This is a genomic window from Flavobacterium sp. W22_SRS_FK3 (genome assembly GCF_052113665.1).
Classification (GTDB): Bacteria; Bacteroidota; Bacteroidia; order Flavobacteriales; family Flavobacteriaceae; genus Flavobacterium.
In genome coordinates this window covers 180,339-204,240 of sequence record NZ_JBGQOF010000001.1, presented here as the reverse complement: position 1 = coordinate 204,240, position 23,902 = coordinate 180,339, and the positions used below count along the sequence as shown (strand labels likewise).

Genomic DNA, 23,902 nt, shown 5'->3' with positions numbered 1-23,902 from the left:
CATAATGAGAGAATTTCTTATTTTATAAGTTTTAACATATTATAAAGACTGTCTATTATTAAAAAATAAATTTGATTGCCTAATTTTGCGAAATCGCAAATAAAATTCTGCGGTTTACAAATTTACTTTCTGATGAATAAAACGGCGCAAATCAAAAAAAATCATCAATTTATTAAATTCCGGAAATTAGTTATTGTTTCTGTATTAATTGGCTTTCTCTCCGCGTTTCTTGGAATCTCACTTAAAAAAATAACCGAATATTACGAAGAAATCTTCTTTCATGAAGTATCTGTAAATCCCGTTTTTTATATCTTTTTCCCCGTTTTTGGATTATCTGTAATTTATTTTCTAAGGCAATATCTTTTTAAGAAAAAAGAAAACAAAGGAATCAAGGAAGTTTTTGAAAGTACAAATTCAACCTCAAAAAACCTGCCTTCTTACAAAATCCCTTCTCACTTTATAAATGGATTATTGACCGTTATTTTTGGAGGTTCAACCGGAATCGAAGTTTCTACGGTAGTTGGTACAGCTACAATAGGCTCTGTAGCACAGCAAAAAGAAAACGTATTTCGTCAATATAAAACCGAGTTGATTTGTGCAGGAGTTGCTGCGGGAGTTACCGCTTTATTCAGCAGTCCAATCGCCGGAATTTTATTTGCTCTTGAAGTTATTTCGAGAAAAGTGAGCCGAGCATTTATCATTTCAAATGTAATAGCGGTTTCAGTTGCTTTCGGATTGCTTTCTATTTTAAAAGAAGAACCTTTATTTGCGGTATCAATTACAACCTGGCATTTAAAAGCAATTCCCTATTTTATTCTTTTGGGAATTTTGGCAGGAATGAATTCGATTTATCTTACACGATGTGTTTTATTCTTTAAATCCCAATTTGGAAAAATAAATACACATTATTACAAAATCATAATAGGTTCAGCAGTTTTAAGTATTTCGCTGTTTATTTTTCCGCAATTATATGGCGAAGGATATCATGCAATTAAAACCAGTTTCATTGCTCCAAACCAAATAATGACATTCACTTTAGCCTTAACTTTTATCGGAATATTGCTTCTAAAACCAATTGTCACATCCATAACATTAGCTTCAGGAGGCGATGGCGGCGTTTTTGCACCTAGTCTTTTTATCGGTGCTTTTTTAGGATTGTTACTTTCTTCGATATTAAATACTTTTTTTAATGCCAATGTAATTCCTGTAAATTTTATGATTATCGGAATGGCAGCAGTTTTAAGTGCGAGTATTCATGCTCCTTTTACAGCTATATTTTTGGTTTGCGATTTAACAAATGATTATACTTTATTTTTCCCGATTCTTGTAGTTTGTTTAATTTCGAAATACACGGCAAAAATGATTTATCCTTATACTGTGTATAGTTATTCTCCAAGTTTATTAAAATAGAAGTCATGCCTGTTCAAAAAATAAAAAGGGGATATCGAAAAACACGATACATTCTTTACAAAGAAACTTTAGTAGATTATAAAGAACATTTTTGGTCTTTCTTAGGCTCTTTTGTAGGCATTGGGATTTTAGCTTACATTCAGTCGATACATTTTTCAGGAAATGATGCGGTTTATTTAATTGGTTCGTTTGGAGCATCGAGTGTTTTGGTTTACGGAATTATTCAGAGTCCGTTTTCACAACCGCGAAATCTAGTTGGAGGACATGTTATCTCCGCATTTATTGGTGTTACTGTTCACAAACTGGCTCCGGATATTATCTGGATTGCAGCGCCCTTAGCAGTTTCACTTGCTATTATTTTAATGCAGATGACCAAAACATTGCATCCGCCAGGAGGTGCAACGGCTCTTATTGCCGTTATTGGCTCTGATAAAATAAAAGCCTTAGGCTATATGTATATACTTTCTCCTGTATTAATTGGCGTTTTGATATTGCTTTTTACAGCGCTAATTTTCAATAATATGACTTCGAGCAGAACTTATCCCAGCCATAACAAATATCATAAAAATTACCATAAAATCAGGAAACGATTGATAAAGAAGTAATATTTTTTATTAAACCGACTATCGTCCGAAGCTGTCGAAGACTTATCAATTGAAATGAGCATCAACTTAGTTTATTCTGAGGTAAGCCTACAGACTCAGCCTGACAAAAGAAAAATGTTTTCAACAAATCGTATTTACTAATTCATAAATCATAATTTATATTTTACCTTTGGCTTTTCAAAAATACAAAGATTATGGTTTATAAATTTAGAGTAATTCTGGACGCCGAAGAAGATATTTTTAGAGACATTGCAATTCTTGAAGATGATACTCTTGAGGATTTACACAATGCAATCTTCAACGCTTTTGGTTTTGACGGAATGGAAGTAGCTTCGTTTTACACTTGCGATGAAACCTGGAACCAGGAAGATGAAATTCCGCTTTTTGATACTGGCGACGTTCCCGGAGAACAAAAAACCATGAGTGATTATCAATTATCTGATATCTTAGACAAAGAAAATACCAAAATAATTTACGTATACGATTTCATCAATATGTGGACTTTCTTAGTGGAATTGGCTGCTATTGAAGATCAAATTGCCGGAGCTCCTTATCCTGAAACGCTATTCTCTCATGGAGAAATGCCGGATGAAGCCGGAGAAAAAAGCTTCGAAGCCGATATGCACGACGATATTTATGGCGAATTTGAAGATGATCTTGACGAAGACGATCTTGATATGTTCGAAGGTGATGATAGCTTTGAAGATTTTGGATTTGAGGAGAACTGGAATTAGAAAATAACAAATTAAGAATCAAGAGCCAAGAGTAAAGACTTTAATGCTGTCTTTTTTCTTGGCTCTTTCATCTAAAAATATTAAAAAAATGATTAACCTTTTCAACACCCACATCGAAACGCTTGCGATTCATCGCGTAGGAAACAAAAGCAGAAACGAAGCTATTTTTTTATCAGAACAGCCTTTTAATTTAAATGATGAAATTGTGCCCTTGATAAAAGAGTACTTTTTTAAACCTTTTAGAGAGAAAGAAGAAAACTATTATCAGTTTGCGCACGAAGTCGATCTGGATTATAACGACATGTTTAAATATGCGACTGAGATTTTTGATAATCCCAGCAGATTACAGGAGATTTCTAAAAATATTACGACACATTTATTCGAACAGTCTAATCATCCGCATATTAAAAACGGAGAGGTTTATGTAACCTATTTAACAAATTTAAGCATTGATAATAATGTTGTGGATGCTATCGGAATTTTTAAAAGTGAGTTGCAAGCAGACTTTTTACAATTTGAGGAAAAAGACAGTAATCTTGAAATGATATTACAGCAAGGAATCAACCTGAGCAAATTAGATAAAGGCTGCTTGATTTTTAACTATAAAAAAGAAGAAGGTTACAAAATTCTAACCGTAGACAGCAACCGTTACGATGCACGTTACTGGTTAGAGCACTTTTTATCTGTTGATGCTTTTGAAGATGAAAATTTCATCACTAAAAAGTATTTAAAATTCTGTCAAAACTTTGCGAAAGACGTGGTTTTACCAGCAGAAGACAAAAAAGAGGAAGTAATGTTTATGAACCGATCAGTGAATTATTTCGCTAAAAATGATCAGTTTGAAGAGCAAAACTTCCTGAATGAAGTTTTAGATAATCCTGACTTAATTCCTGAATTTAAAAACTACAAAGTTGATAAAGGAGAAAAATACAGCATCGAAGATGTAACCTCATTCCCTATTGCAAACGCAGCAGTTTCTGACGCCAGAAAATCGATTAAAAACGTTATTAATCTGGATACTCATATTCAGATTAAAATGGATTTTATCAATCCTGAAAGTGCCGAAAAATTTGTTGAAAAAGGCTGGGATGAAGAAAAACAAATGTATTACTATTTAGTTTATTTCAATAAAGAAGAAAAAAGCTAAGAAGTTATTCATTTTCTATTACTTACTTAAACAAAAAACGGCATTTATAAATATAATTGCCGTTTTTTTATAGTCCAATTTTATTTTTTACATATTCAAGCATTTGTAATGTTATTGGCTTAGAAAGGAAATCAATAATAATATCATACTGTTTAGCTTTAGCTAAATCTTCAGGATTGATTGTAGAAGACAGAACAATAACGCTTGTCGAATTGAATTCATCATAATCTGAGGTTGTAAAATGATCTAAAAACTCCCATCCTCCCATTACCGGCATATTTAAATCCAGAAAAATTAGTTGTGGTTTTTTTGCAGTTTGATCTTTACTATATTTTAATGTATTGAAATAAGACAAAGCTTCCTCTCCATTTTGAGCAGTTATGATTTCATCAGAAAAACCAGATCTTGCAATTACTTTTTTAGATAGCATCAATGTAATAGGATCATCATCAATACATAAAATTTGTTCCAACATAACTTAATTTTTAAATGTTATGATAAATGAGGTTCCTTTGTTTACCTCGCTTTCAACACTAATTGTGCCTCCCATAGTTTCAACCTGAGATTTTACAAGGTACAAACCAAGCCCCTTACTATCTGGATAATTATGAAACCTTTGATATAATCCAAAAACTTTATCACCATTTCTTTCCAAATCAATACCGATTCCATTATCACTAAAGGTCAAAAAGACTCTTTGATCAATCTGTTCAGCAGTTATAGAAATTTTTAATTTTCTGTTCTCGGACTTATATTTTATAGAATTCGTTAACAAATTTAGTAATATACTTTCAATATATGCCTTATTTGTATTAAGTAAAGGAACTTTATCTAACCTAAGCTTTATTATTGGCTTATGTGCTTCTATTTGAAAGGACAACTGACTAAATACATTCTCAAAAACATCGCTCAAAGAAACCATTTCTTTTTGCATTGAAGGATTATCTTTTATAATAATAACTTTTACTAAATCATTGATTGTTTCATTGAGGAGATGCGTAGACTTAGAAAAACCATTTAGTATTTCCTCTAACTCAGGGTTTTCTAAAGGAATATCCTCTATTAAATTCAACAGCCCCATTAAATTAGACAATGGAGCTCTAAGATTATGTGATGTTATATATGAAAATTGCTTTAAATCTTTATTATTTTGAGTTAGTTCACGAATTAAATGTTCTTTTTCAGTTTCTAATTTTTTCTCTTCTGTAATGTCTTGCTGAATAGATATCCAATGTGATATTACATTTTCAGCATTAAAAATTGGAATCATTGAAAACCGAACCCAATATTCTCTTTTGCTTTTGCTGTAACTTATTGTTTCAATAAAACACTCCTTTTCCTCTTTAATAGCTTTTAATATTTTTTTCAAACCTTCTGAATCAGAATTTGGCCCTTTAAAAACATTTGGGGACTGCCCTAAAATTTCATCAGATTCATATCCTGACATTTTAGAAAAAGCTGGGTTTACGTAAACAATTCGCGGAATTTTGCCTTCTGTAGAATTCGCCTCGGTAATCAAAATAGAGTCTTTAGATTGGGTAATTACCGTTTCTAAAAGCTTAAGCCTCTGTTCTTCTTCTTTTTGTCTTGTAATATCCTGAATGGCTCCAATCATTCTGATGCCTTTACCATTGTCATCTTTTAAAAGGAAACCTCTGTCCAAAACATATTTGTAACTACCATCAGCACATCTGAAACGATATTGATCCTGCCATTTCTCCGTTTTAAGTTCAATAAAAGAATACAATCTGACAGACATTTTTATTGTATCTTCTGGATGAATTTTATCAAACCACCATTTTGAAGTCATCCCTACTTCTTCCAGCTTATAACCAAAAACATTTTCGATTCCTTTATTCCAGGTAATATAATCCTCCTGAATCCTCCAATCCCATATTGTATCACTTGTAGCTTTTGCAACTATATCATACTTTTCATTAGATTCTTTAATCTCTTCATTAGCAAGTTGCATTTTGTTTAAAATAGAAATAGTTCTGCTTTCATTTTTTGATAAAATATAATTAAAAATTAACCCTGTAAAAAAAATAAAAACGATATCTTTTATAAAACTGAAATAATAGAATTCAGTCCTTAAAACGTAGCAAATTAGAAATTTATGACATAAGATAGCCATAAATAACGAAATGATAACATATATCAGCGTAATTTGTTTTGGTTTACTTTTCATTACTCAAATATAAGTAAATAAACCAGATTGAACCAAATGGAAAATACTTTTAAATCGATAGAAACATCACTATTTCGTTAAACTAATTCGTTGGCATTACGTAAACTATCTCCAAAACGTTTTTTATATCAAAATAAAGTGTACCTTTGCACCCATTAAAAATCACAGATGGAATCTATTAGAAACATTGCAATTATTGCCCACGTCGATCACGGTAAAACCACTTTGGTTGATAAAATTATGTATCACTGTCAATTATTTCGTGACAACGAAAACACAGGTGATTTAATTCTTGATAATAACGATTTAGAGCGTGAGAGAGGGATTACTATTACTTCTAAAAACGTATCTGTTCAATATAAAGGAACAAAAATCAATATTATTGACACTCCTGGTCACGCCGATTTTGGAGGTGAAGTAGAACGTGTATTGAACATGGCCGATGGTGTATGTTTGCTTGTGGATGCTTTTGAAGGTCCAATGCCACAAACTCGTTTTGTATTACAAAAAGCGATTGACTTAGGTCTTAAGCCTTGTGTAGTTATCAATAAAGTTGATAAAGAAAACTGTACTCCTGAAGAAGTTCACGAAAAAGTTTTTGACTTAATGTTTGAATTAGGTGCTGAAGAATGGCAGTTGGATTTTCCAACCGTTTATGGTTCAGCTAAAAACAACTGGATGTCTGATCACTGGGAAAACATAACTGATAATGTTGAAGCACTATTGGATATGGTTGTTGACAATGTACCTGCTCCTAAAGTTTCTGAAGGAACACCACAAATGTTAATTACTTCTTTAGATTTTTCTGCTTTTACAGGTCGTATTGCAATTGGTCGTTTAGAAAGAGGAGTTTTGAATGAAGGTATGCCAATCTCATTAGTAAAAAGAGATGGTACTGTATCTAAATCCCGTATCAAAGAACTACATACTTTTGAAGGTCTTGGCCGAAAAAAAGTACAACAAGTTATTGCCGGAGATATTTGTGCAATCATTGGCGTTGAAGGTTTTGAAATTGGAGATACTATTGCTGATTTTGAAAATCCTGAAGGTTTAAAAACGATTGATATCGACGAGCCTACTATGAGCATGTTGTTTACAATTAATGATTCTCCTTTCTTTGGAAAAGAAGGTAAATTTGTAACTTCTCGTCATATTAGAGAAAGATTGACAAAAGAATTAGAGAAAAACTTAGCTATGAAGTTAGGTGAAACTGATTCTGCTGATAAATTCATGGTTTTTGGTCGTGGAGTACTTCACTTATCTGTTCTTATTGAAACAATGAGAAGAGAAGGTTACGAATTACAAATCGGTCAGCCACAAGTTATCATCAAAGAAATTGATGGTAAAAAATGTGAGCCAATTGAAGAATTGACAATCGATTTACCGGAATCACTTTCAGGTAGAGCAGTTGAGTTCGTCACTATGCGTAAAGGTGAAATGCTGAGCATGGAAACTAAAGGTGACCGTATGATTGTAAAATTTAATATTCCATCACGTGGAATTATTGGATTACGTAATCAATTGCTTACTGCTACAGCTGGTGAGGCTATTATGGCACACCGTTTCATAGGATACGAACCTTACAAAGGAGAAATTGCAGGACGCAATAAAGGTTCATTGATTTCTATGGAAAAAGGAAAAGCTATTCCTTATTCTATCGATAAATTGCAGGATCGTGGTAAGTTTTTTGTTGAACCAAATGCTGAAATCTACGAAGGTCAGGTAATTGGAGAAAACTCTCGTGGTGATGATATGTGTGTAAACGTAACTAAAGAGAAAAAACAATCTAATGTACGTTCTTCTGGAAATGATGAGAAAGCAAGAATCATCCCGCCAATCATTTTCTCTCTTGAGGAAGCTTTAGAATACATTCAAAAAGATGAATATGTAGAGGTTACACCAAAATCTATTCGTTTGAGAAAAATATATTTGACAGAAACTGATAGAAAAAGATTTAAGTTCTAATTTTTATCAAATTTCAATATTTTAAAATCCCAAATTCAATTGTGAATTTGGGATTTTTTGTTTTACAGATTATAATTTTGAATTTTCAGTTTGGAATTTTTAAGCTTTATCTCTTCAAACTAAAATGCCCCTTTGCTTCTCTCCCATCTTCAAATTTTGCAGTATACCAATAATCATCAGCAGGCAATGGATTTCCAAGAAATGTACCATCCCAGCCTAAACCTGAAGGAGAAATTTGTTTGATCAGTTTTCCATATCTGTCATATATATATATGATTGATTTGGAATAAAAATCTGCACTTACACCTTCAACATTCCAAAAATCATTAAAGCCGTCTCCATTTGGAGTGAAGAATTTTGGAGCGCCGAGAACTGCAATTTCTTTTTGAGTAATACCACAACCATTTAAATCTTTGATATAAACGGTATGAAATCCTACTGCAACCTTTTCGAATAAATTGGAATCCTGATAAGGACCATTTGAATCAGCAATACTATACACATATTGTCCAGGCCCATTTATATTTATTAAAACAGAATTATCATTTCTTAAATCCTTAACTTCGATTTCAGCAATACCAGCAATATCTGACGCCACGACTTTTATAATTCGGGTTCTTTGACAATTACTTTTATTAGTCACATCTACATTATAAGTTCCTTGTGTATTAACTTTTATAGAATAAGTTGTAGCTCCCTGAATTACATTTCTATCCAAATACCACTGATAACTATAATCATCTTGTGGCGTTCCATCATTAATACCCGCATCAAGAGTAACCCAAAGTTCTGGCAAATTACTACAGACAATTTTATTTTCGGTGCCGTCAGTGTTTAGGTTTATATTAGGAAATGGATTTACGATTAAATTAAAAGTAGTAAATCCAAAACAATCATTAGACAAAGAATTCTCAACCCTAGCCCATATTTTCTGATTATTTGGATAGCCAATATTTCTATAATTTGAAATATTTGTAATTGCTAATGAATTTCCCGAAGCATCTGTTTCTGCCAGAAAATCAGCTTCATTTTTATAATAACTTATCGTGTAATTTGTACCCGGAACCGGAAGTGTATTTTTTATTTCCTGTGTTACATTACTAAAATCAAAACTTGAAATACCATCTTTGTCATTATTTACATCATCTATAAAATCATCACATGACTGATAATCCTGAATTTTAAAATTAACTGGTATTTGAGTTACAGAGACAATCAGTTTTAACTGTGCAATACTAAAACAACCATTCGCATTTTCAATACGCACATAAATTGTTTTATCTGAACTCGTATAAGACTGAAAATTCACTATTAACGATGACACATCTTGTAATTCTGCACCTGCAAAAGTGGCGTAATAACTAAACTTTTCTAGAGCTGAATTTACTGAAATAGCATTATTTTTCTGCGTTAAATTGAATATCGAAACCCCATCCGTATTATCGTCACACTGCACTAAAGTTGCAGGTGTATTAATTGCTGGTAAAGCCAAAATGGTCAATACCGCTGCATTTGAATATAACCCGCATGAATTTCCTGTTCGGCTCAAAAATACCCGGTATTGATACCTATTCATCGATTGAGAAACATTTGAGACTGTTAACGATAATGAATTTACTCCTGCATATGTCGTATTATTAACCAAGTCTGTCCAGGTCAAACCATTATTACTGGAAACCTCCCACTGATAGCCCGAAGCTGAAGCAGCAACAACTGTAAAAGTTGTGTTTTGAAATTCACAAACAGATTTGTTTTCTGGTTGATTATCAATAATAATTGGTGCAGCAATCGTATAACTTGAATTTGGAGTTGTATAACCGATTCCACTTGTAACAACACCCTTTATATTTACAATTGGTGGAGAAACAGCACCTAAAAATTTATCGTTATTTGCATCAATAAATCCTGCTTCAATTACATCCGGACACAAATCATTGTCGCTATCAAGTTCTATATAATTACAAATACCGTCTGAATCGGTATCTGTTATACTATAATTTAGTTTTCCGCTTTCAGGACTTGTTTCTACTGAATTGGCCAATCCGTTTGATCCAAAATCATTACCGCCAATTATACCACTAAAATTGGCATAAGCAGCATTACTTCCAGATTCTGTCAGGTCGTAAATTCCGTCATTATCACTATCTAAGTCTAAATAATTAGGGACATTATCATTATCGAAATCTAATGGTATTAATCCGTTTCCATAAATATCATCAATTCCATCATGATTAGCGTCAACATTAGATACAATTTTAAAACCTGCTCCTTGTGCTTCAACAGCATCCGGAATACCATCATTATCACTATCGAGATCAAAATAATCAAAAATCCCATCATTATCAGAATCTTTAGGAACACAAACCAAATAGAATTTTAAAGATGTTTTATTTAAGGCTGTTTCAGAAAGATTTTGATGCTTAAAACTTATCATTTTAGACTGATGCGTTAAAAATTTAAAAGTCCCTGTACCTGCTGGTAACGAAACAGCACCATTTAACCTTAAACGAATTTCAAATGATGAAAATTCGGTGACACCACTTTCATAAAAGCCATCATAATTAGTATCAATCAATAATTGGTTATTTGGATTTAATACCGTTATCGTTTTGTCCGTTTCCGAATTCACCACATATTCAGCAGTAGAATTCAGTAAATCAGTAGTATTCCCTATTGAAATATAATCCAATCCAATTGAAACAGGCTGAGCAAAATTCAAAGTGTATTTTACCCAGTTTGTTTTTCCGGCAGGGATTTCACTAACAAAACTTCCGTCAGTATTACCAAAGAAAGGTACAGCGCTTGCTGTTGCCGAAGTAGTAACTGTTCCTGTGAATGAATTAGTATAAGTGCCTATAGAAATAGTTTTTGAACCTGAATTTGATATATCTATATCCTGATTTCCAAATGATTCCGTACAATTCGTTATTCCGTCCTGATCATTATCCTGATCTATGTTGTCATTGATTTTGTCATTATCCATATCTGTCGGACAGTCACTAACCGGAATTTCATCAGAAAACAACTCTATACCACAGGCAGACAAGGTCGCTTTTACTTTGTAATATCCTGGTTGTGTAGGCAAATAGGTATTTGAAGTAGCTCCGGAAATTTTCGCATTATTAAAATACCACTGAAACACATCAAACCCCGTGAGGGAACTCACATTAAGTTTAACATTAGGAATACAGCCTGATTGGGTTACATTTAATTGTTGGAAATTCACTTCTGGCTTAAAGGTAAAACCGGAGTAATACCCTCCAAATGTTGCTGCATCATCGCTGCCATATGCTGCCAGATATAATTGAGAAGTAGAAAAGATGGATACATTTCCTGTCAATCCTGTTAAAACATAACATTCATATTCTGTATTTCCTGTAACAGTAGTTGGGCCTAAAACTTTCACTCCAGGAAGCAATGTATCCAAAGTATAAGGGATTTTATTAATTATAAAATTTAAATCCGACCCTGCTTTAGTTGTAATTGTCACTCGTCCTTTGAAGGCACGATTACCAACCAATTCAATAGCTGGAATATTATCTATTGATTTTGGCGTTTGACAACTTAAAGGCGGTACAAAAAACATTTCCTGATTGGCTTCATCTCCTCTAATTTCATCACCTATAAATTGATATGCAAAAATATTTTTGCTGGAACGCACATACAAATTTCCCTGAAGATTATAATCAGAACCTAAAAGCGAAACGTATTCGCCTGAATTAATGATATAAGTCGGAGTTGTAGAACCATTTAAAAATAGTTCGGTATTGTTTTCATTCGCGATTAAAATCACCTTTTCAACATTTTCTGAACCTGTACTTTTAATAAAAATGTACTCCGTTCCTGTTCTTTCTGCTGAAACAATTTGATCAAATCCTAAATCAACATTATTTCTTATTTCACCATTGGATCCGGCAAACGAACCACAATTTACAGCTATTGGTTTGTTAGAGGTAATTAATGACCCAATCAGTGCATCATTATTAGCTGGCGTTGGACCTTGTACTGCTATAGTATAACTTTCCCCACTATTTAGGGTAATACTTGGTGCAGAGTTTCCCGTAATGTTATTATTAATTAAAACTGCTCCTGTTTTGATGTCTTTAAAATTGACTATAGTGTTGTTTTCAGTTGCCAAAATAGATGCAAATGTCAAATGCCTCTCTGAATATCCCTGATTTAATTTATTTGTAAGACCACTAATTCTAAACTGAGTTCCTAATGCCGCTAAACCTTTAGAAACTATTTCACTTGCTTGATTTCCTGTCTTATCAATGACCCTAACTGTAGCATACACAACATCTCCTGCCTCAATAATATAACCTCTGTTAGATCTAACACTGCTCACTTCTGATTCATAAAGAACCAATTGATTACCATTATGTGCATCAATGTCAAAAACATAAGGAACATCTCTTGAAACTGTTCCAGTAGTAATTGGTCCACCAATTTCGTTTATGCTAAAGCTGACCGGGGTTAAACTTGGAGTAGAAATATAAATATATTGCGGACCTACAGGCACACCACTTGAAACCACAATTGGCGGAATGTAATGAGTCTTGCTAAATTGCGAAAAACTCAAAAACGGCAATAGTATTAAAAAAAGGTAAATATTTTTTAGCATATTTTAAAAGTAATAATTTTTGCATTACTTTTTAAACTAAAATAACCTTTCTCAATTATACATCAATAAATATACTGTAATATAATAAATAGCTACAAGTCTCTTTTTTTCAACAACTTGTATGAGAAGTAAACGAATAGAAAAGTCCAAACCAAAACTATTAAAACTGAAAAATAATCAACACTGTAATCTTTTGTATTTTCAACTCCCATTTGGGTTCCGATAGTTTTTATAATAGATAATCTTGTAAATGGCTCAATAATTAAATTGGACATTGCTTCTAAAGGAAAAAACTTCATAATAGTATGTCCAATAGTACTTTCCGGAAAGATTTTAAATATTAAAAGCCCTTTTGCAATTCCTTCCACAATACTCCAAACTAAAAGAAAACCTAATGCAAAAGCCGATCGTTTTACTAAAATGCCTAAAAACAAACAAAAAGAAAAGAAACCAGTCAGTTTAACAAAAAACGCTAACAGATAATCCAAATCCGTGAAGACAACTCCGAATTCAGTGTAAGATGAGAAACAAAATCCTAAAATCAAACTCATTACAAAAACAAAAATGGTAGAGCACAAAGCAAAAAGAACAACCGTGAAGAATTTTGATAATACAAATTCTTTTTTACTTAACCCATCAATCAAATTTTGTTTTAAAGTACCATAACTATATTCATTTGCCATCATAGAAACAATTACAATGGCCAGAAAAAATTTCAACCATGCTGCTATGTAAGTATTGAAATGCCAAATAAACGGAAAGTTAAAAATACCCATTTCAGCAAAGTGAAGCTTGAAAAATCCAATATCAAATTTTATGGAAGCAATTAAAGCTATAAATGAGAGTAGAATGAAATAAGTGAGTGTCAATACTTTACTGGCTTTATTTTTCCAGATTTTTTGTAATTCTATAGATATAAGTCTGTTCATGGTTAGTTATTTTGAACGTTGGCGTTTTTGGTTAATTCTAAAAATTGAGCTTCTAAGCTATTTTTACGTTTTACTAAATGGCTTAGTGTAATGTTTTTTGAAAATAGAAATTGATTCAATTCCGAAGCTGATAATTCTGATCTTAGGTAAATCAAAATTTTACCTTCCTCTTCAGTTATTCTCTCAATTGCCGGATGCTCATTCAAAATAAATTTTAACGCTTCATTATCTTCAGCCTGAACTTCAAAGAAGCCTTCATTTGCTGCCATTCCGTCAACAGAACCGGAATAAAGCATCTCTCCTTTCCGCAATACAACTACATGCGAACACACTTTTTCAACCTCATCCAATAAATGTGATGCTAATAAAATAGTAGTTCCCTGTGAAGCAATTTTTCTGATAATATCACGAATCTGATGAATTCCCTGAGGGTCTAAACCATTCGTAGGTTCATCTAAAATCAAAATTTCAGGATCATTTAAAAGTGCCGAAGCAATTGCCAGACGTTGTTTCATCCCTAACGAAAAAGTACTGAATTTACTATTTTTTCTTTCGCTCAAACCTACTAAATCAAGCTTTTCGTTTATCTTAGAATAATTAATACTTTTTATTTTGCAAACAAGCTTCAGGTTTTCTTCAGCTGTCATATAAGGATAAAAATTTGGTCTTTCTATAATGGCACCAACTTTTTTTAAAGCTTCATGGGTTTGCATTTTTCCTCCAAACCAACTGTAATTACCTGATGTTCGGTTTACAACATTCAGGACAATTCCTAATGTAGTTGATTTTCCGCTACCGTTTGGTCCCAAAATACCATAAACGCGTCCTTTTTGTATTTCAAAAGATATATTTTTCAAGGCTTGAATTCGCCCATATTTTTTGTGAAGATTCTCAATTGTAAGTATGGTTTCCAAATTTATTTCGGTTTTAGTTTTTAGTAAGACGTTTCAAATGGCTTTTTGTTACTCCTAAATATAAATTAATGTAAATTTGCATTAAAGATATTGAAAATGAGCGAGCCTTTAATGCTTTTAAAAAAACCTTCCTACCCTTTAACACAATCACTTTTAAGTTATTTAGAAAGATATGAGCGAATCTCAAAAGTTTCTGTGTTTTATGATGACTTATTGCGCTTTTCCGGCTCTATAACTGTCTACGACAAAAATGATGCAGATACGTTATGGATTAGAGTTTACTATAATGAATTTGAAAGAAATGAAATTGATTTGAACCTTAAAAAAATCTATTCTCTTTTACATTCTGATGGAAATACCGAAATAATCCAGTTTCTTAATATTGATGCAATTGATTACTGTACTTTTGGAAACTCGAAGCCTTTCCGAATAAAAGTCCGAAATATTCTCAACGATAATTATGTTCACTTTTACATCAAAAAAGCAGATGCATCGAGAATTTACGGGTTAGAATTAGAGGATATTCTATCTCCAGATAAAATCAACTTCCTGGTTTACAACGACACTTTAATAGAAGAGCACATCATAGGAATTCCGGGTGATGTTTTCATGGATACTTTATTAGATTCCTGCACTGAAACCGAAAAGTCGCAAATTGCAAAAGAGTTTGTAAAATTTAATGAACGCTGCATGATCAGGCTTTTAGGTGATATGCGCGCTTACAATTATGTAATTGTACCGATTCATGATTTTGATCAGGTAGTCTATAAAATTCGTCCAATTGATTTTGACCAGCAATGTTATGAAGGCAATTTTAAAGTATATCGGCCACAGTTTTTCAAAGAAAATTATCCAATGATTAAATTGATTAAGGATAAACTCGAGGAACGTTCTATTTTTCAATATAAAGACGAAGAGCGTGCTATTTTGGCAAAACGTATTCACTCTGCCGAAAACAGAATTAAAAAGCTTTTAAATATAATGTGTCACGATACCATATCTACTGAACAACACTTGAATCAGTTAAAAATGGAATTGTATCGGTATACAAATGATATGAAATTTAAAAATGCCAAATCAATGGGACACATTATGTTTGCTGCATTTGAATTTATTACGCGTAATTTTAAAAACACTAATTTGATTTAAATATTGCTTAAATATTAAAACAACAATTTTATGAAAAAGCCTTTATTAATTGTAACTTCTCTCGTTTTACTGGCTTGCCAACACAAATCAAATAATGACTTAGAAACGCTTTGTTCGCTTCCAAAAAAACTTAAAGAAGTTTCAGGAATAACATATTTTCCGGAAACCAATTTGATTTATACATTGGAAGACAGCGGCAATAAAAATGAAATTTACGCAATAAATTCAGAAGGAAAATTAGAGAAAACTATTGCCATTACCAATGCTAAAAATGTAGATTGGGAAGATATTACAAAAGATAAAGCAGGTAATATTTATATTGGTGATTTTGGTAATAACGATAACGAACGTCAGGATTTATGTATCTACAAAGTAGCAAAAGGAGAATTAAATAAAGAAAAAGCTGTTTCTCAATATAAAGTTTCATTTTCATATCCTGAACAGACTGAATTTCCGCCTAAGAAAAAAGAATTATTTTATGATGTTGAAGGCTTTTTCGAATATCAAAATTACTTTTATCTTTTTACTAAAAACCGAAGTAAAGGTTTTGACGGAACTGCTTTTATTTACAAAATATTAAATGCTCCGGGAACGCAAAAAGCGGTTAAAATAGGCGAATTTAAAACCTGTAACAATTACAATCACTGTGTTTTAACAAGTGCAACCATTAGTCCTGACGGAAAAAAAGTGGTTTTATTAAGTCACGATAAAATTGTTCTTTTTAAAGATTTTAACGGTGATTGTTTTAACAAAGGCACTCAAACCGAAATTAGCTTAAATCACTTTTCGCAAAAAGAAGCTATTGTTTTTAAAGACAATAACACTTTATTAATCGCTGATGAAAAAACCAATAAAATTGGCGGAAACGTTTATGAATTCAAGCTGAAATAATTAAAAACTATAAGCAGCACCTAAAACAATTCTTCCTGCTTCATCCGGTGATTTAAAATAAGAAACTCTTGCCGTAATTAAATTTATTCCGTTAAGCCAGATTCCACCACCAAAATCATTATGCCATCTTTTTGAATTTTCACCATCCAGCCAAATACGTCCATAATCAAAACCTGCCAGAACTCCATAAGTTAACGGAACTATTGTTTTGCGAATTTTACCAATACTAAAACGCAAATCAGTGCTTTGTGAGTAAGACGCATTTCCTAAAAAACGCTCGGTTCTATATCCACGTAAATCTTTATCGCCTCCCAAAGTTACACCCTGATAAAATTCATAATTGTTGTTTAAAATTGCTTTTGACTTGAACAAAGTGGCAAAAACTAATTTCGCTTGTGAATCGATTTTGTGTACAAAGCTTAAATTACTTTCAATAGTGGGAAAATTTTGTTTAGAATTGTCCAAATTTGTTAACCAGCTGCCCGAAATCATGAACCCCATCCCTAAAGAGGGTTTTGAAGCGAAGTCGGCATTTTTGAAACTATATTTTATTGTTGCTCCTCCATAATACTGATTTTCAAAAACTTCAGGATTTATAATCCCTGGAGTATTAATATAACGTCCTTCAGTATCGTCAACCTGCATTTTTTCAAAAACAGGCTGAAAACTTAATTCACTTCCGTAACGCCCTACGTTTCTCACAGCTGGCGAAATCCTTAATTTCTGTATACGAACGCGATTGTAATCCATTCCCAGATCCTGATCATCATTTATTGTTTCATTACCATATCCAAAATAATTGATTGCAAAATTAGGTGTGGTAAATTTTGCCTCTACATCGATTACCCAGTTACCTAATAATCCAGGAAAATGAGAGATGTAATTCAACTCAAAACCACCTGTTGCAAAATAATAATAGCCATTTAGAACATGTCTTTGAGTGTACGGATTTTGTTTAAAATTATTAACGGTATAATTAAGATTGATTCCTAATTTTACACCATCATCTGGATTATATCCTGCAGTTGGCAAGCCAGAAAAGACATTATATTTTGGCTTTTCAAAATTATACAAGTTCACATCATAATCATCTGTAAGTACTGTTTGTGCTTTTTTATCGAGAGTATACGTATTGTCTTTTGATTTAAAATCGTAAATTTTGACTATTTTTCCATTATCAATAGCGTACAAATCATTGTTTTGACCACCAATTAACCGAATTAAAATTTTCGAATTATATTTTCCTTTCACTTCATAAACATCATCATCATCTAAACCGTAAATCCAAATATTTTTAGTTGTCTTGTCCTTATAAACTTTAGTGTAAAGCAATTCTTCACCCTCTTTTTTAAGACGATAAACTTTTAGTTCTAGGCTATTTTTAGCATTATGATTTAGAACAAACTTGTCTTTTTTGTCCGTTCCGGCTACCATGACGGTTCGGGAAAGAACATCAGCATAAGTAGCAGCATATTTTTGAAGCTCCCTTTTTCTCCTCTTTAATTTTTGTTTAATATCTTCAATCGTTTCATCCTGAACTTCTTTTGGCAGGTTCTTGAAAGCGTTGTCAATATCAGTATCCGAAAGATGTTCCTGAATATATTTTGCCTCTGTAATCCAATCTTCTTTATCTGAAATTCGAACAAAAGCCAAATCTAGAGGATAAGGTTCGCGATTAAGCCATTTTACATTATCAATTTTGTTTTTAAAGCTTCGCATATGTCGTAATGCCGGAATATTCATTAACAAAGAAAGTAAAGTACCGTCATATTTGGCAAATGCCTGATCACGATCACGCGGAATCGGTTTATAAATGACTTTATGGCCTTGCTTATATTCGCCCCAACGCCATTGATCCTTATGTCTGTCCCAGTCACCAATGAGCATATCAAACAAACGGGCTTTCATGTATTCTTTTTCATCAACACTATATTTTTCGTCCTTATGAAGGTTCATCATCATATCATCTGTACTGATAATATCATTTGGTTTTCCAAAACTACGGACATCTTTTTGATTATCTGCCGCACGTTCTTCTACCATATACAGTGCATCTCCAAAATTTGAATTAAATTCTTTTAAAGCCTCTTGTTTCGGAATATAATACAAAACCGGATTGGAATGTGCCAATCCTAACTTGTCAGCCATATTTCCAATAGTAAAAGGAGTGTAAGGATGAACTGTTGTGTAAAAATCAAGAAGAAAATCCTCGGCATAAGTATCTTTAAAGTCAGTTACAACATATTGATCCTTAAACGCAACGGATTGAAGAAATTGCGTAGCGCTCTTTTTTAAAGCACGCATAATGTATTCTCTTTTTTTTGAATCAACCAGTCTTAAAGATACTGACTGGTGTCCTCCACCTTCTCTAACAGGTTTCAAACCACCCATAAGTGTATCCAGACTTGCTGTTTTGGCTTCGACAGGCAGACTGTAATATTTGCGATAATGGTTTCCAAAAAGAAATCTATGTACAACACTTTTATTCGTCAAATCTGGAGAATAAATCGAGGAAGTAACTGTTTTAGGAAAATCATCAGGCGAATTCTTAACCCAGTTAAACTCTTTTGCTTTTATAATTTCGTGTTCAAAAAGCAATTTTTCTTTATTATTTTCATTACCAAAAAAAGCGACTTTTGCATCTCCGCTCTTAAATAAAGTCAATGTTGCATATCCATTTCCGCCATAAGAGAAATCGTTTGGATTTATTGCCCTTGCCGCTTCCGATTTTGAACCTGCACCGCTTATAATCTGATTGATATTTTCGTTGTTGATAAATTGCAAATTATGGTCATGACCCGAAACCACAATAATATTTTTTTGTCCCTGAATAAGTGCTTTTATCCTTTTAGCATAAATAGTATATTGTTTATTTTGAATATCCTGCGGACTGATCCCTGATGTTTTTCGGAGAAAATTAATCATCGAACCAATAATGGGAAGTGGAATTTTATTCTCTAATGGAAATAATTGTTTCTCTAACGAAAACTGGCCGCCATGTGTACCATTACTCATTAAGGGGTGGTGAATAGCCATCACTATTGTTTTTTCCTGATTTTTACTTAGAATATTTTCAAGTTCATCAAAAAAATCTTCACGTGTTTTAATATCACAATTGTCATTTATAGTAGGATGATCATTCCAGTCTTCTAAAAACCATTCGCTGTCAATTGTAATCAAAGAAGTAATACTATCCATTTTTACCTCTTCAATTGGGCAATTCTTTCTCGGTAAAAATGCTTTTTTATCATTTAAGTATTTAGTTACAAAATCAGACTGACGCTCTAGCCCTTTAGTTCCGCTATACCAATCATGGTTTCCAGGAATAAAGATGGTTTTCCCCTTAAAACCTTCAGTGAGTTTAAGCTGGTTGATGAGTTTTGTTTCGGCAATTTTTACTACAGATCCTTTATCTTTGGCAGGAAAACCTTTAGGATAAATGTTGTCTCCTAAAAAAAGTAACGTAGCTCTTTTATTAGATTTTTTTAGTTTTTGATGCAGTAATTCCAAGGTTTGATGCGCTTTTTCTTGGTCTGCATTCCCTGCATCACCAACTAAATAAAAAGTGTGTGCAATTTTTATGGTATCAGTTGCGTTTTCGTTTTCGTTGGCGCTTACATTTTCTCCAAATTGAGCATGGTGTGTGGCGCATGAACAGATTACAGACAAAAGTAAAAATGATACAATTTGGCTTTTAATCCTGACAATAAAATGATTATCCAGAAACAATTTCATAATTTAGTGGTATAAAAATATTCTCCATGAATCTAATAGAACAATCCGAAGATTTCGTTACTAATTTACTCAAAGATAAACTATCTGTTTTATATTCTTACCACAATTTTAATCATACTCAAAGTGTGGTTAATGCAACTAAAGAGCTTTGTGATAAAGAAAAAGTAAACTCTGAGGATAAAGAATTACTTTTAGTAGCCGCATGGTTTCATGATACCGGATATATTAGCGGGTATGAAAACCATGAAAATGAAAGTATAAAGATTGTTTCTGAATTTTTAAAAGAAAAAAATCAATCCGATGAATTCATAAAAAAAGTGGGAGATCTGATTTCGGCTACAGCCAAAGAATACATTCCCAAAAATCATCTGGAAAAAATAATTAAAGATGCCGATTTCATTCACATCATTAGTCCTGAATATGTAAGTACTTGTGAACTATTACGTCTTGAATTAAAAAACACAGGTATTATCGATTTTTCTAATTTTCAATGGGCTACAGAAAACTTCAGGTTTTTAATGACAAAACATCGCTTTTATACAGATTATGCTCAAAAAAAATGGCAGCCATTAAAAGAAAAAAATCTCGTTAAAATTCAGAAAAAAATCAACAAACAGGAGATAAAAAAAGCCGTTGAAATTGAAGACGAAAATAAAAAAAAGGGGAAATTAGAAAAAACAGAACGCGGTGTAGATACCTTATTTCGTGTTACTTTAGGAAATCACACACGCTTAAGCGGAATAGCAGACAGCAAAGCAAATATTTTATTATCAGTAAATGCTATTATTATTTCAATTGCACTTTCATCTATTATCCCAAAACTTGATAGCCCGAAGAATGCCCATTTGGTAATCCCTACTTTCATCATGCTCATCTCAAGTGTCACGACAATCATTTTTGCTATTTTATCAACCAGGCCCAAAGTAACTTCCGGTTTTTTTACACGAGAAGATGTAGAAGCAAAAAAAATAAATTTGATGTTTTTTGGAAATTTTTATAAAATGCCTTTACAAGAATATGAATGGGCAATGAACGAAATGATGAAAGACCGTGACTATTTATATTCTACAATGATAAAAGATTTATATTACCTGGGTCTGGTTTTGCAACGAAAATATAATTTGCTGAGAATTGCCTACAACTTTTTTATGATTGGAATTATTATTACAGTAATTTCTTTTGTAATCGCATTCAAATCAATTTAAAGGTAAACTAATTTTATTTAAGCTCATTCAATAAATCCTGATATGTAATTTTTTGAGAAATCGGATTTTCGGTATTATTTATAACTTTTACTCGAATTGCCCTTAATCCGGAAACTCCTTGTAAATCCTCAACTTCAAACTGTTCAATGGCAGGCTCCAGTACTTTTTTATGCTGTAAATATTTAATGTATTTTAAATATTCTGCTTCTTCACTATTTTGCGAATAAACAATGGTAATTTTTTCTTTTTCTGTAATTCTGTCGTTCGTTCCCTTAATATTTGATTTATCTATTCGTTTTTTCACAACTTCATAACGCGCATTATAAGTTCCGTCTACATCAAAACGTTTTTCATCCATTCTAAAACGAATTGAAAGAGGAGCACTAAATACCAAAATCAATGAAGTTACATCCAATTCATATGGTAAAGAAGCCTTTAGCTGATGATGTTCTAATTCCATTTCGCATAAAGTCTGTAATTGCCACAAACGCAAATTATGCAAATACATAATATCAAAAGGTTTTGAAGGCGTAATTGAAGCTCCTATATATAAATTATGCTCAACACCATCCGTTTTGAACCGTTCGTAATAATGTGGGTAAATTTGTTGAGCTTCTATTTGTTTTTTATCTAAAACTGAGGCTAGTTTTTTATTGATAATAGACATTGCATTATCAAATTTCTTTCTCTCATGATAAAACAAACCCGATTTTTCATCCAGACTCTCAAAATACAATCGTTCTAGCTTTTCGTTTTTTGCCGTGTCCTTGGTGTTTTTGAGAATAGGATGAATTTCCTCTTCAATATAATGCTGAATATGCTGCTCTGTATCTGCTTTTAAAGGGAAATCCAACTCCTGAAGCAATGATTCCAATTCAAACTTCCGTTGCTCTAACAACATCAAATTAGCATCTGATTTCGGATTTTCGAAAATTTTTAAAAGAGAAATCAACTGATTTTTTAAATCTTTCTTTACTGTATCATTCCTGTGCTCAGATGAACCCTTAATATCAATTTGTCCATATAACGGAAACACCTCCTTAAAAACGATTTCTTTGAAAATATAATCTTTGGAATGATTACTATTTTGAAAATAATTTTGAGATTCTTTTTTAAATTTCCAGTAAACACTAGGGTGTATTGTAGTATATTCTCGCTGAATGATAGCTTCCACCTGATGTTGCATATCGGTATTATAACGATCAATTGTATCTGTTAAATAAGGCAAAACCAATTCCAGTTTTGTTGCACTTATACTATTCAATTCTTTTGGGTAATGAGATACGATTTCTAATATACCTAAAAACTGATCATCTTTGATAATCGGTGCAAAAATACAACTCCCAATATTTTGACGAAGCAAATGCAGCCCCAGGCTTTCATGTCCAGGCTCCTGAGAAAATTTTTCTACGTTCGAAATTATAAAAGGCTCTTTTTTTTCTAATAAATTTTCAAAAGAACATCCAAATAAGGCATTTTTACAATCTACTTCCTGATTATCCACAAGCAAAAAACTATGCATTTGAGCATCAAATTTAAATGGTCTGATGAATTTTTCTTCTTCAGGACTGTAAACTATAAAACCGAATTTTAAACCCGGAATTTTAAATAGTGATATAAAAATAGATTCAATAATTTCGGTTGGAGTAACAGTGTCGTCCGGTTTTAACAAATTACTTTTTAAATTCGAAATAGCATTTTCGGTAGTCGCATCAAATAAAGAAACAATTCCAAAGCCTTTTAAAATCCAGCTGCCTATTGGAAATTTTGATTTCCAAAGCTCAATATCTGTATAATTATCTATAAGTAAATCAATATCCTCTTTAGTCAAATGAATTGAGTTCTCAGTAGGGATTATTTCAATAAAATCTGCGTTGTACAAAATACGATAATGTCTTATAATACCTTTTTCATCGGGAATATCATAGAAAAAAGGTCTGTTAAAATCTATATTTTGTTTGTAGTAGCTACTTAAAATAAGACAGCAGTTATTAATATAAAATTGATGTGCATCGAAATCACGGATTTCCATATCAAATTCTGAACCTGCGTTACTCAAAATTTTCCGGAATCGCTCTGTATAATTGAAAGTTAAATGCTGAAAAGGAATTGTAACCGCTTTTATTTCATTATGCGTTAAGGCTGTCGGAAATAAATCTGCCAATAAATTTTTTATAAGACCTTCATTTTTTTGAATAATCAAGTAATCCTCAATCCCGGTTCTAAATTCAGCTAAAGGCTCAATTTCTTTCAGGATTGCTTTTGCATAGTTTGATCGATAATCAACATCCGACAAGGCAATTTCTTCGAAAGATTCAATTAATTTATGAAATGATATTATAGTTCTGAAAGGGCTTTCTTTAAACAAATGAGTATTCATCTGAAATGTAGTTTAGAATGCAAAAT

The 23,902-nt window shown here is 32.2% G+C and carries 15 protein-coding genes; 8 read left to right on the top strand and 7 right to left on the bottom strand.

Features of this window, described 5'->3' with window-relative positions:
* The first annotated feature begins 132 nt into the window (after window positions 1–132).
* The 4 genes from ACEN2I_RS00920 (at window position 133) to ACEN2I_RS00905 (ending at window position 3,896) form a co-directional block, all read left to right on the top strand.
* Entirely contained in the window at window positions 133–1,410 is a 1,278-nt protein-coding gene (locus ACEN2I_RS00920) for a chloride channel protein (RefSeq protein WP_441764237.1), read from the top strand.
* 5 nt (window positions 1,411–1,415) lie between these two features.
* Window positions 1,416–2,015, top strand: coding sequence for an HPP family protein (locus ACEN2I_RS00915; protein ID WP_441764236.1), 600 nt, complete (start codon window positions 1,416–1,418; stop codon window positions 2,013–2,015).
* A 194-nt stretch (window positions 2,016–2,209) separates the two neighbouring features.
* Window positions 2,210–2,749, top strand: a complete 540-nt coding sequence (locus ACEN2I_RS00910) for an IS1096 element passenger TnpR family protein (RefSeq protein WP_441764235.1) — start codon at window positions 2,210–2,212, stop codon at window positions 2,747–2,749.
* Window positions 2,750–2,837: 88 nt separating this feature from the next.
* Window positions 2,838–3,896, top strand: a complete 1,059-nt coding sequence (locus ACEN2I_RS00905; RefSeq protein WP_441764234.1) for a nucleoid-associated protein — start codon at window positions 2,838–2,840, stop codon at window positions 3,894–3,896.
* Between the two features lie 67 nt (window positions 3,897–3,963).
* Here the strand turns inward: ACEN2I_RS00905 and ACEN2I_RS00900 are convergent, their stop codons facing one another.
* The gene (locus ACEN2I_RS00900) at window positions 3,964–4,371 is read right to left on the bottom strand and encodes a response regulator (RefSeq protein WP_441764233.1); all 408 of its coding nucleotides are present in this window, start codon (window positions 4,369–4,371) and stop codon (window positions 3,964–3,966) included.
* A 3-nt stretch (window positions 4,372–4,374) separates the two neighbouring features.
* Complete coding sequence (locus ACEN2I_RS00895) at window positions 4,375–5,868, bottom strand: PAS domain-containing sensor histidine kinase (RefSeq protein ID WP_441764232.1); 1,494 nt, start codon at window positions 5,866–5,868, stop codon at window positions 4,375–4,377.
* 384 nt (window positions 5,869–6,252) lie between these two features.
* Here ACEN2I_RS00895 and typA point away from each other — a divergent pair, with 384 nt between their 5' ends.
* Window positions 6,253–8,049, top strand: a complete 1,797-nt coding sequence (typA, locus tag ACEN2I_RS00890; RefSeq protein ID WP_441764231.1) for a translational GTPase TypA — start codon at window positions 6,253–6,255, stop codon at window positions 8,047–8,049.
* A gap of 106 nt (window positions 8,050–8,155) precedes the next feature.
* Here typA and ACEN2I_RS00885 read toward each other — a convergent pair whose 3' ends face one another.
* The 3 genes from ACEN2I_RS00885 to ACEN2I_RS00875 all read right to left on the bottom strand — a co-directional run bounded on the left by ACEN2I_RS00885 (window position 8,156) and on the right by ACEN2I_RS00875 (window position 14,516).
* The gene (locus tag ACEN2I_RS00885; protein WP_441764230.1) at window positions 8,156–12,673 is read right to left on the bottom strand and encodes a T9SS type B sorting domain-containing protein; all 4,518 of its coding nucleotides are present in this window, start codon (window positions 12,671–12,673) and stop codon (window positions 8,156–8,158) included.
* A 92-nt stretch (window positions 12,674–12,765) separates the two neighbouring features.
* Complete coding sequence (locus ACEN2I_RS00880) at window positions 12,766–13,602, bottom strand: ABC transporter permease (protein ID WP_441764229.1); 837 nt, start codon at window positions 13,600–13,602, stop codon at window positions 12,766–12,768.
* 2 nt (window positions 13,603–13,604) lie between these two features.
* Complete coding sequence (locus ACEN2I_RS00875) at window positions 13,605–14,516, bottom strand: ABC transporter ATP-binding protein (protein ID WP_441764228.1); 912 nt, start codon at window positions 14,514–14,516, stop codon at window positions 13,605–13,607.
* A gap of 96 nt (window positions 14,517–14,612) precedes the next feature.
* Between ACEN2I_RS00875 and ACEN2I_RS00870 the strand changes: the two genes are divergently transcribed.
* Window positions 14,613–15,665 (top strand): hypothetical protein, encoded by a 1,053-nt coding sequence (locus ACEN2I_RS00870; RefSeq protein ID WP_441764227.1) that lies wholly within the window; start codon window positions 14,613–14,615, stop codon window positions 15,663–15,665.
* Window positions 15,666–15,695: 30 nt separating this feature from the next.
* Window positions 15,696–16,556 (top strand): hypothetical protein, encoded by an 861-nt coding sequence (locus tag ACEN2I_RS00865; RefSeq protein ID WP_441764226.1) that lies wholly within the window; start codon window positions 15,696–15,698, stop codon window positions 16,554–16,556.
* Here ACEN2I_RS00865 and ACEN2I_RS00860 read toward each other — a convergent pair whose 3' ends face one another.
* A complete protein-coding gene (locus tag ACEN2I_RS00860; RefSeq protein ID WP_441764225.1) occupies window positions 16,557–20,291 on the bottom strand; it encodes a metallophosphoesterase in 3,735 nt (1,244 codons plus the stop codon).
* A gap of 26 nt (window positions 20,292–20,317) precedes the next feature.
* On the opposite strand from ACEN2I_RS00860, the gene ACEN2I_RS00855 reads away from it, so the two are divergent.
* Window positions 20,318–21,496, top strand: a complete 1,179-nt coding sequence (locus tag ACEN2I_RS00855) for a Pycsar system effector family protein (protein ID WP_441764224.1) — start codon at window positions 20,318–20,320, stop codon at window positions 21,494–21,496.
* Window positions 21,497–21,509: 13 nt separating this feature from the next.
* Here ACEN2I_RS00855 and ACEN2I_RS00850 read toward each other — a convergent pair whose 3' ends face one another.
* Window positions 21,510–23,876 (bottom strand): GAF domain-containing protein, encoded by a 2,367-nt coding sequence (locus ACEN2I_RS00850; RefSeq protein WP_441764223.1) that lies wholly within the window; start codon window positions 23,874–23,876, stop codon window positions 21,510–21,512.
* Window positions 23,877–23,902: the final 26 nt, after the last annotated feature.

What these genes read in the sequence shown, in the direction of transcription:
- ACEN2I_RS00920 (WP_441764237.1), top strand. Translation starts at nt 133, where the DNA reads ATGAATAAAACGGCGCAAATCAAAAAAAATCATCAATTTATTAAATTC.
- ACEN2I_RS00915 (WP_441764236.1), top strand. Translation starts at nt 1,416, where the DNA reads ATGCCTGTTCAAAAAATAAAAAGGGGATATCGAAAAACACGATACATT.
- ACEN2I_RS00910 (WP_441764235.1), top strand. Translation starts at nt 2,210, where the DNA reads ATGGTTTATAAATTTAGAGTAATTCTGGACGCCGAAGAAGATATTTTT.
- ACEN2I_RS00905 (WP_441764234.1), top strand. Translation starts at nt 2,838, where the DNA reads ATGATTAACCTTTTCAACACCCACATCGAAACGCTTGCGATTCATCGC.
- ACEN2I_RS00900 (WP_441764233.1), bottom strand. Translation starts at nt 4,371, where the DNA reads ATGTTGGAACAAATTTTATGTATTGATGATGATCCTATTACATTGATG.
- ACEN2I_RS00895 (WP_441764232.1), bottom strand. Translation starts at nt 5,868, where the DNA reads ATGCAACTTGCTAATGAAGAGATTAAAGAATCTAATGAAAAGTATGAT.
- typA (WP_441764231.1), top strand. Translation starts at nt 6,253, where the DNA reads ATGGAATCTATTAGAAACATTGCAATTATTGCCCACGTCGATCACGGT.
- ACEN2I_RS00885 (WP_441764230.1), bottom strand. Translation starts at nt 12,673, where the DNA reads ATGCTAAAAAATATTTACCTTTTTTTAATACTATTGCCGTTTTTGAGT.
- ACEN2I_RS00880 (WP_441764229.1), bottom strand. Translation starts at nt 13,602, where the DNA reads ATGAACAGACTTATATCTATAGAATTACAAAAAATCTGGAAAAATAAA.
- ACEN2I_RS00870 (WP_441764227.1), top strand. Translation starts at nt 14,613, where the DNA reads ATGAGCGAGCCTTTAATGCTTTTAAAAAAACCTTCCTACCCTTTAACA.
- ACEN2I_RS00865 (WP_441764226.1), top strand. Translation starts at nt 15,696, where the DNA reads ATGAAAAAGCCTTTATTAATTGTAACTTCTCTCGTTTTACTGGCTTGC.
- ACEN2I_RS00860 (WP_441764225.1), bottom strand. Translation starts at nt 20,291, where the DNA reads ATGAAATTGTTTCTGGATAATCATTTTATTGTCAGGATTAAAAGCCAA.
- ACEN2I_RS00855 (WP_441764224.1), top strand. Translation starts at nt 20,318, where the DNA reads ATGAATCTAATAGAACAATCCGAAGATTTCGTTACTAATTTACTCAAA.
- ACEN2I_RS00850 (WP_441764223.1), bottom strand. Translation starts at nt 23,876, where the DNA reads ATGAATACTCATTTGTTTAAAGAAAGCCCTTTCAGAACTATAATATCA.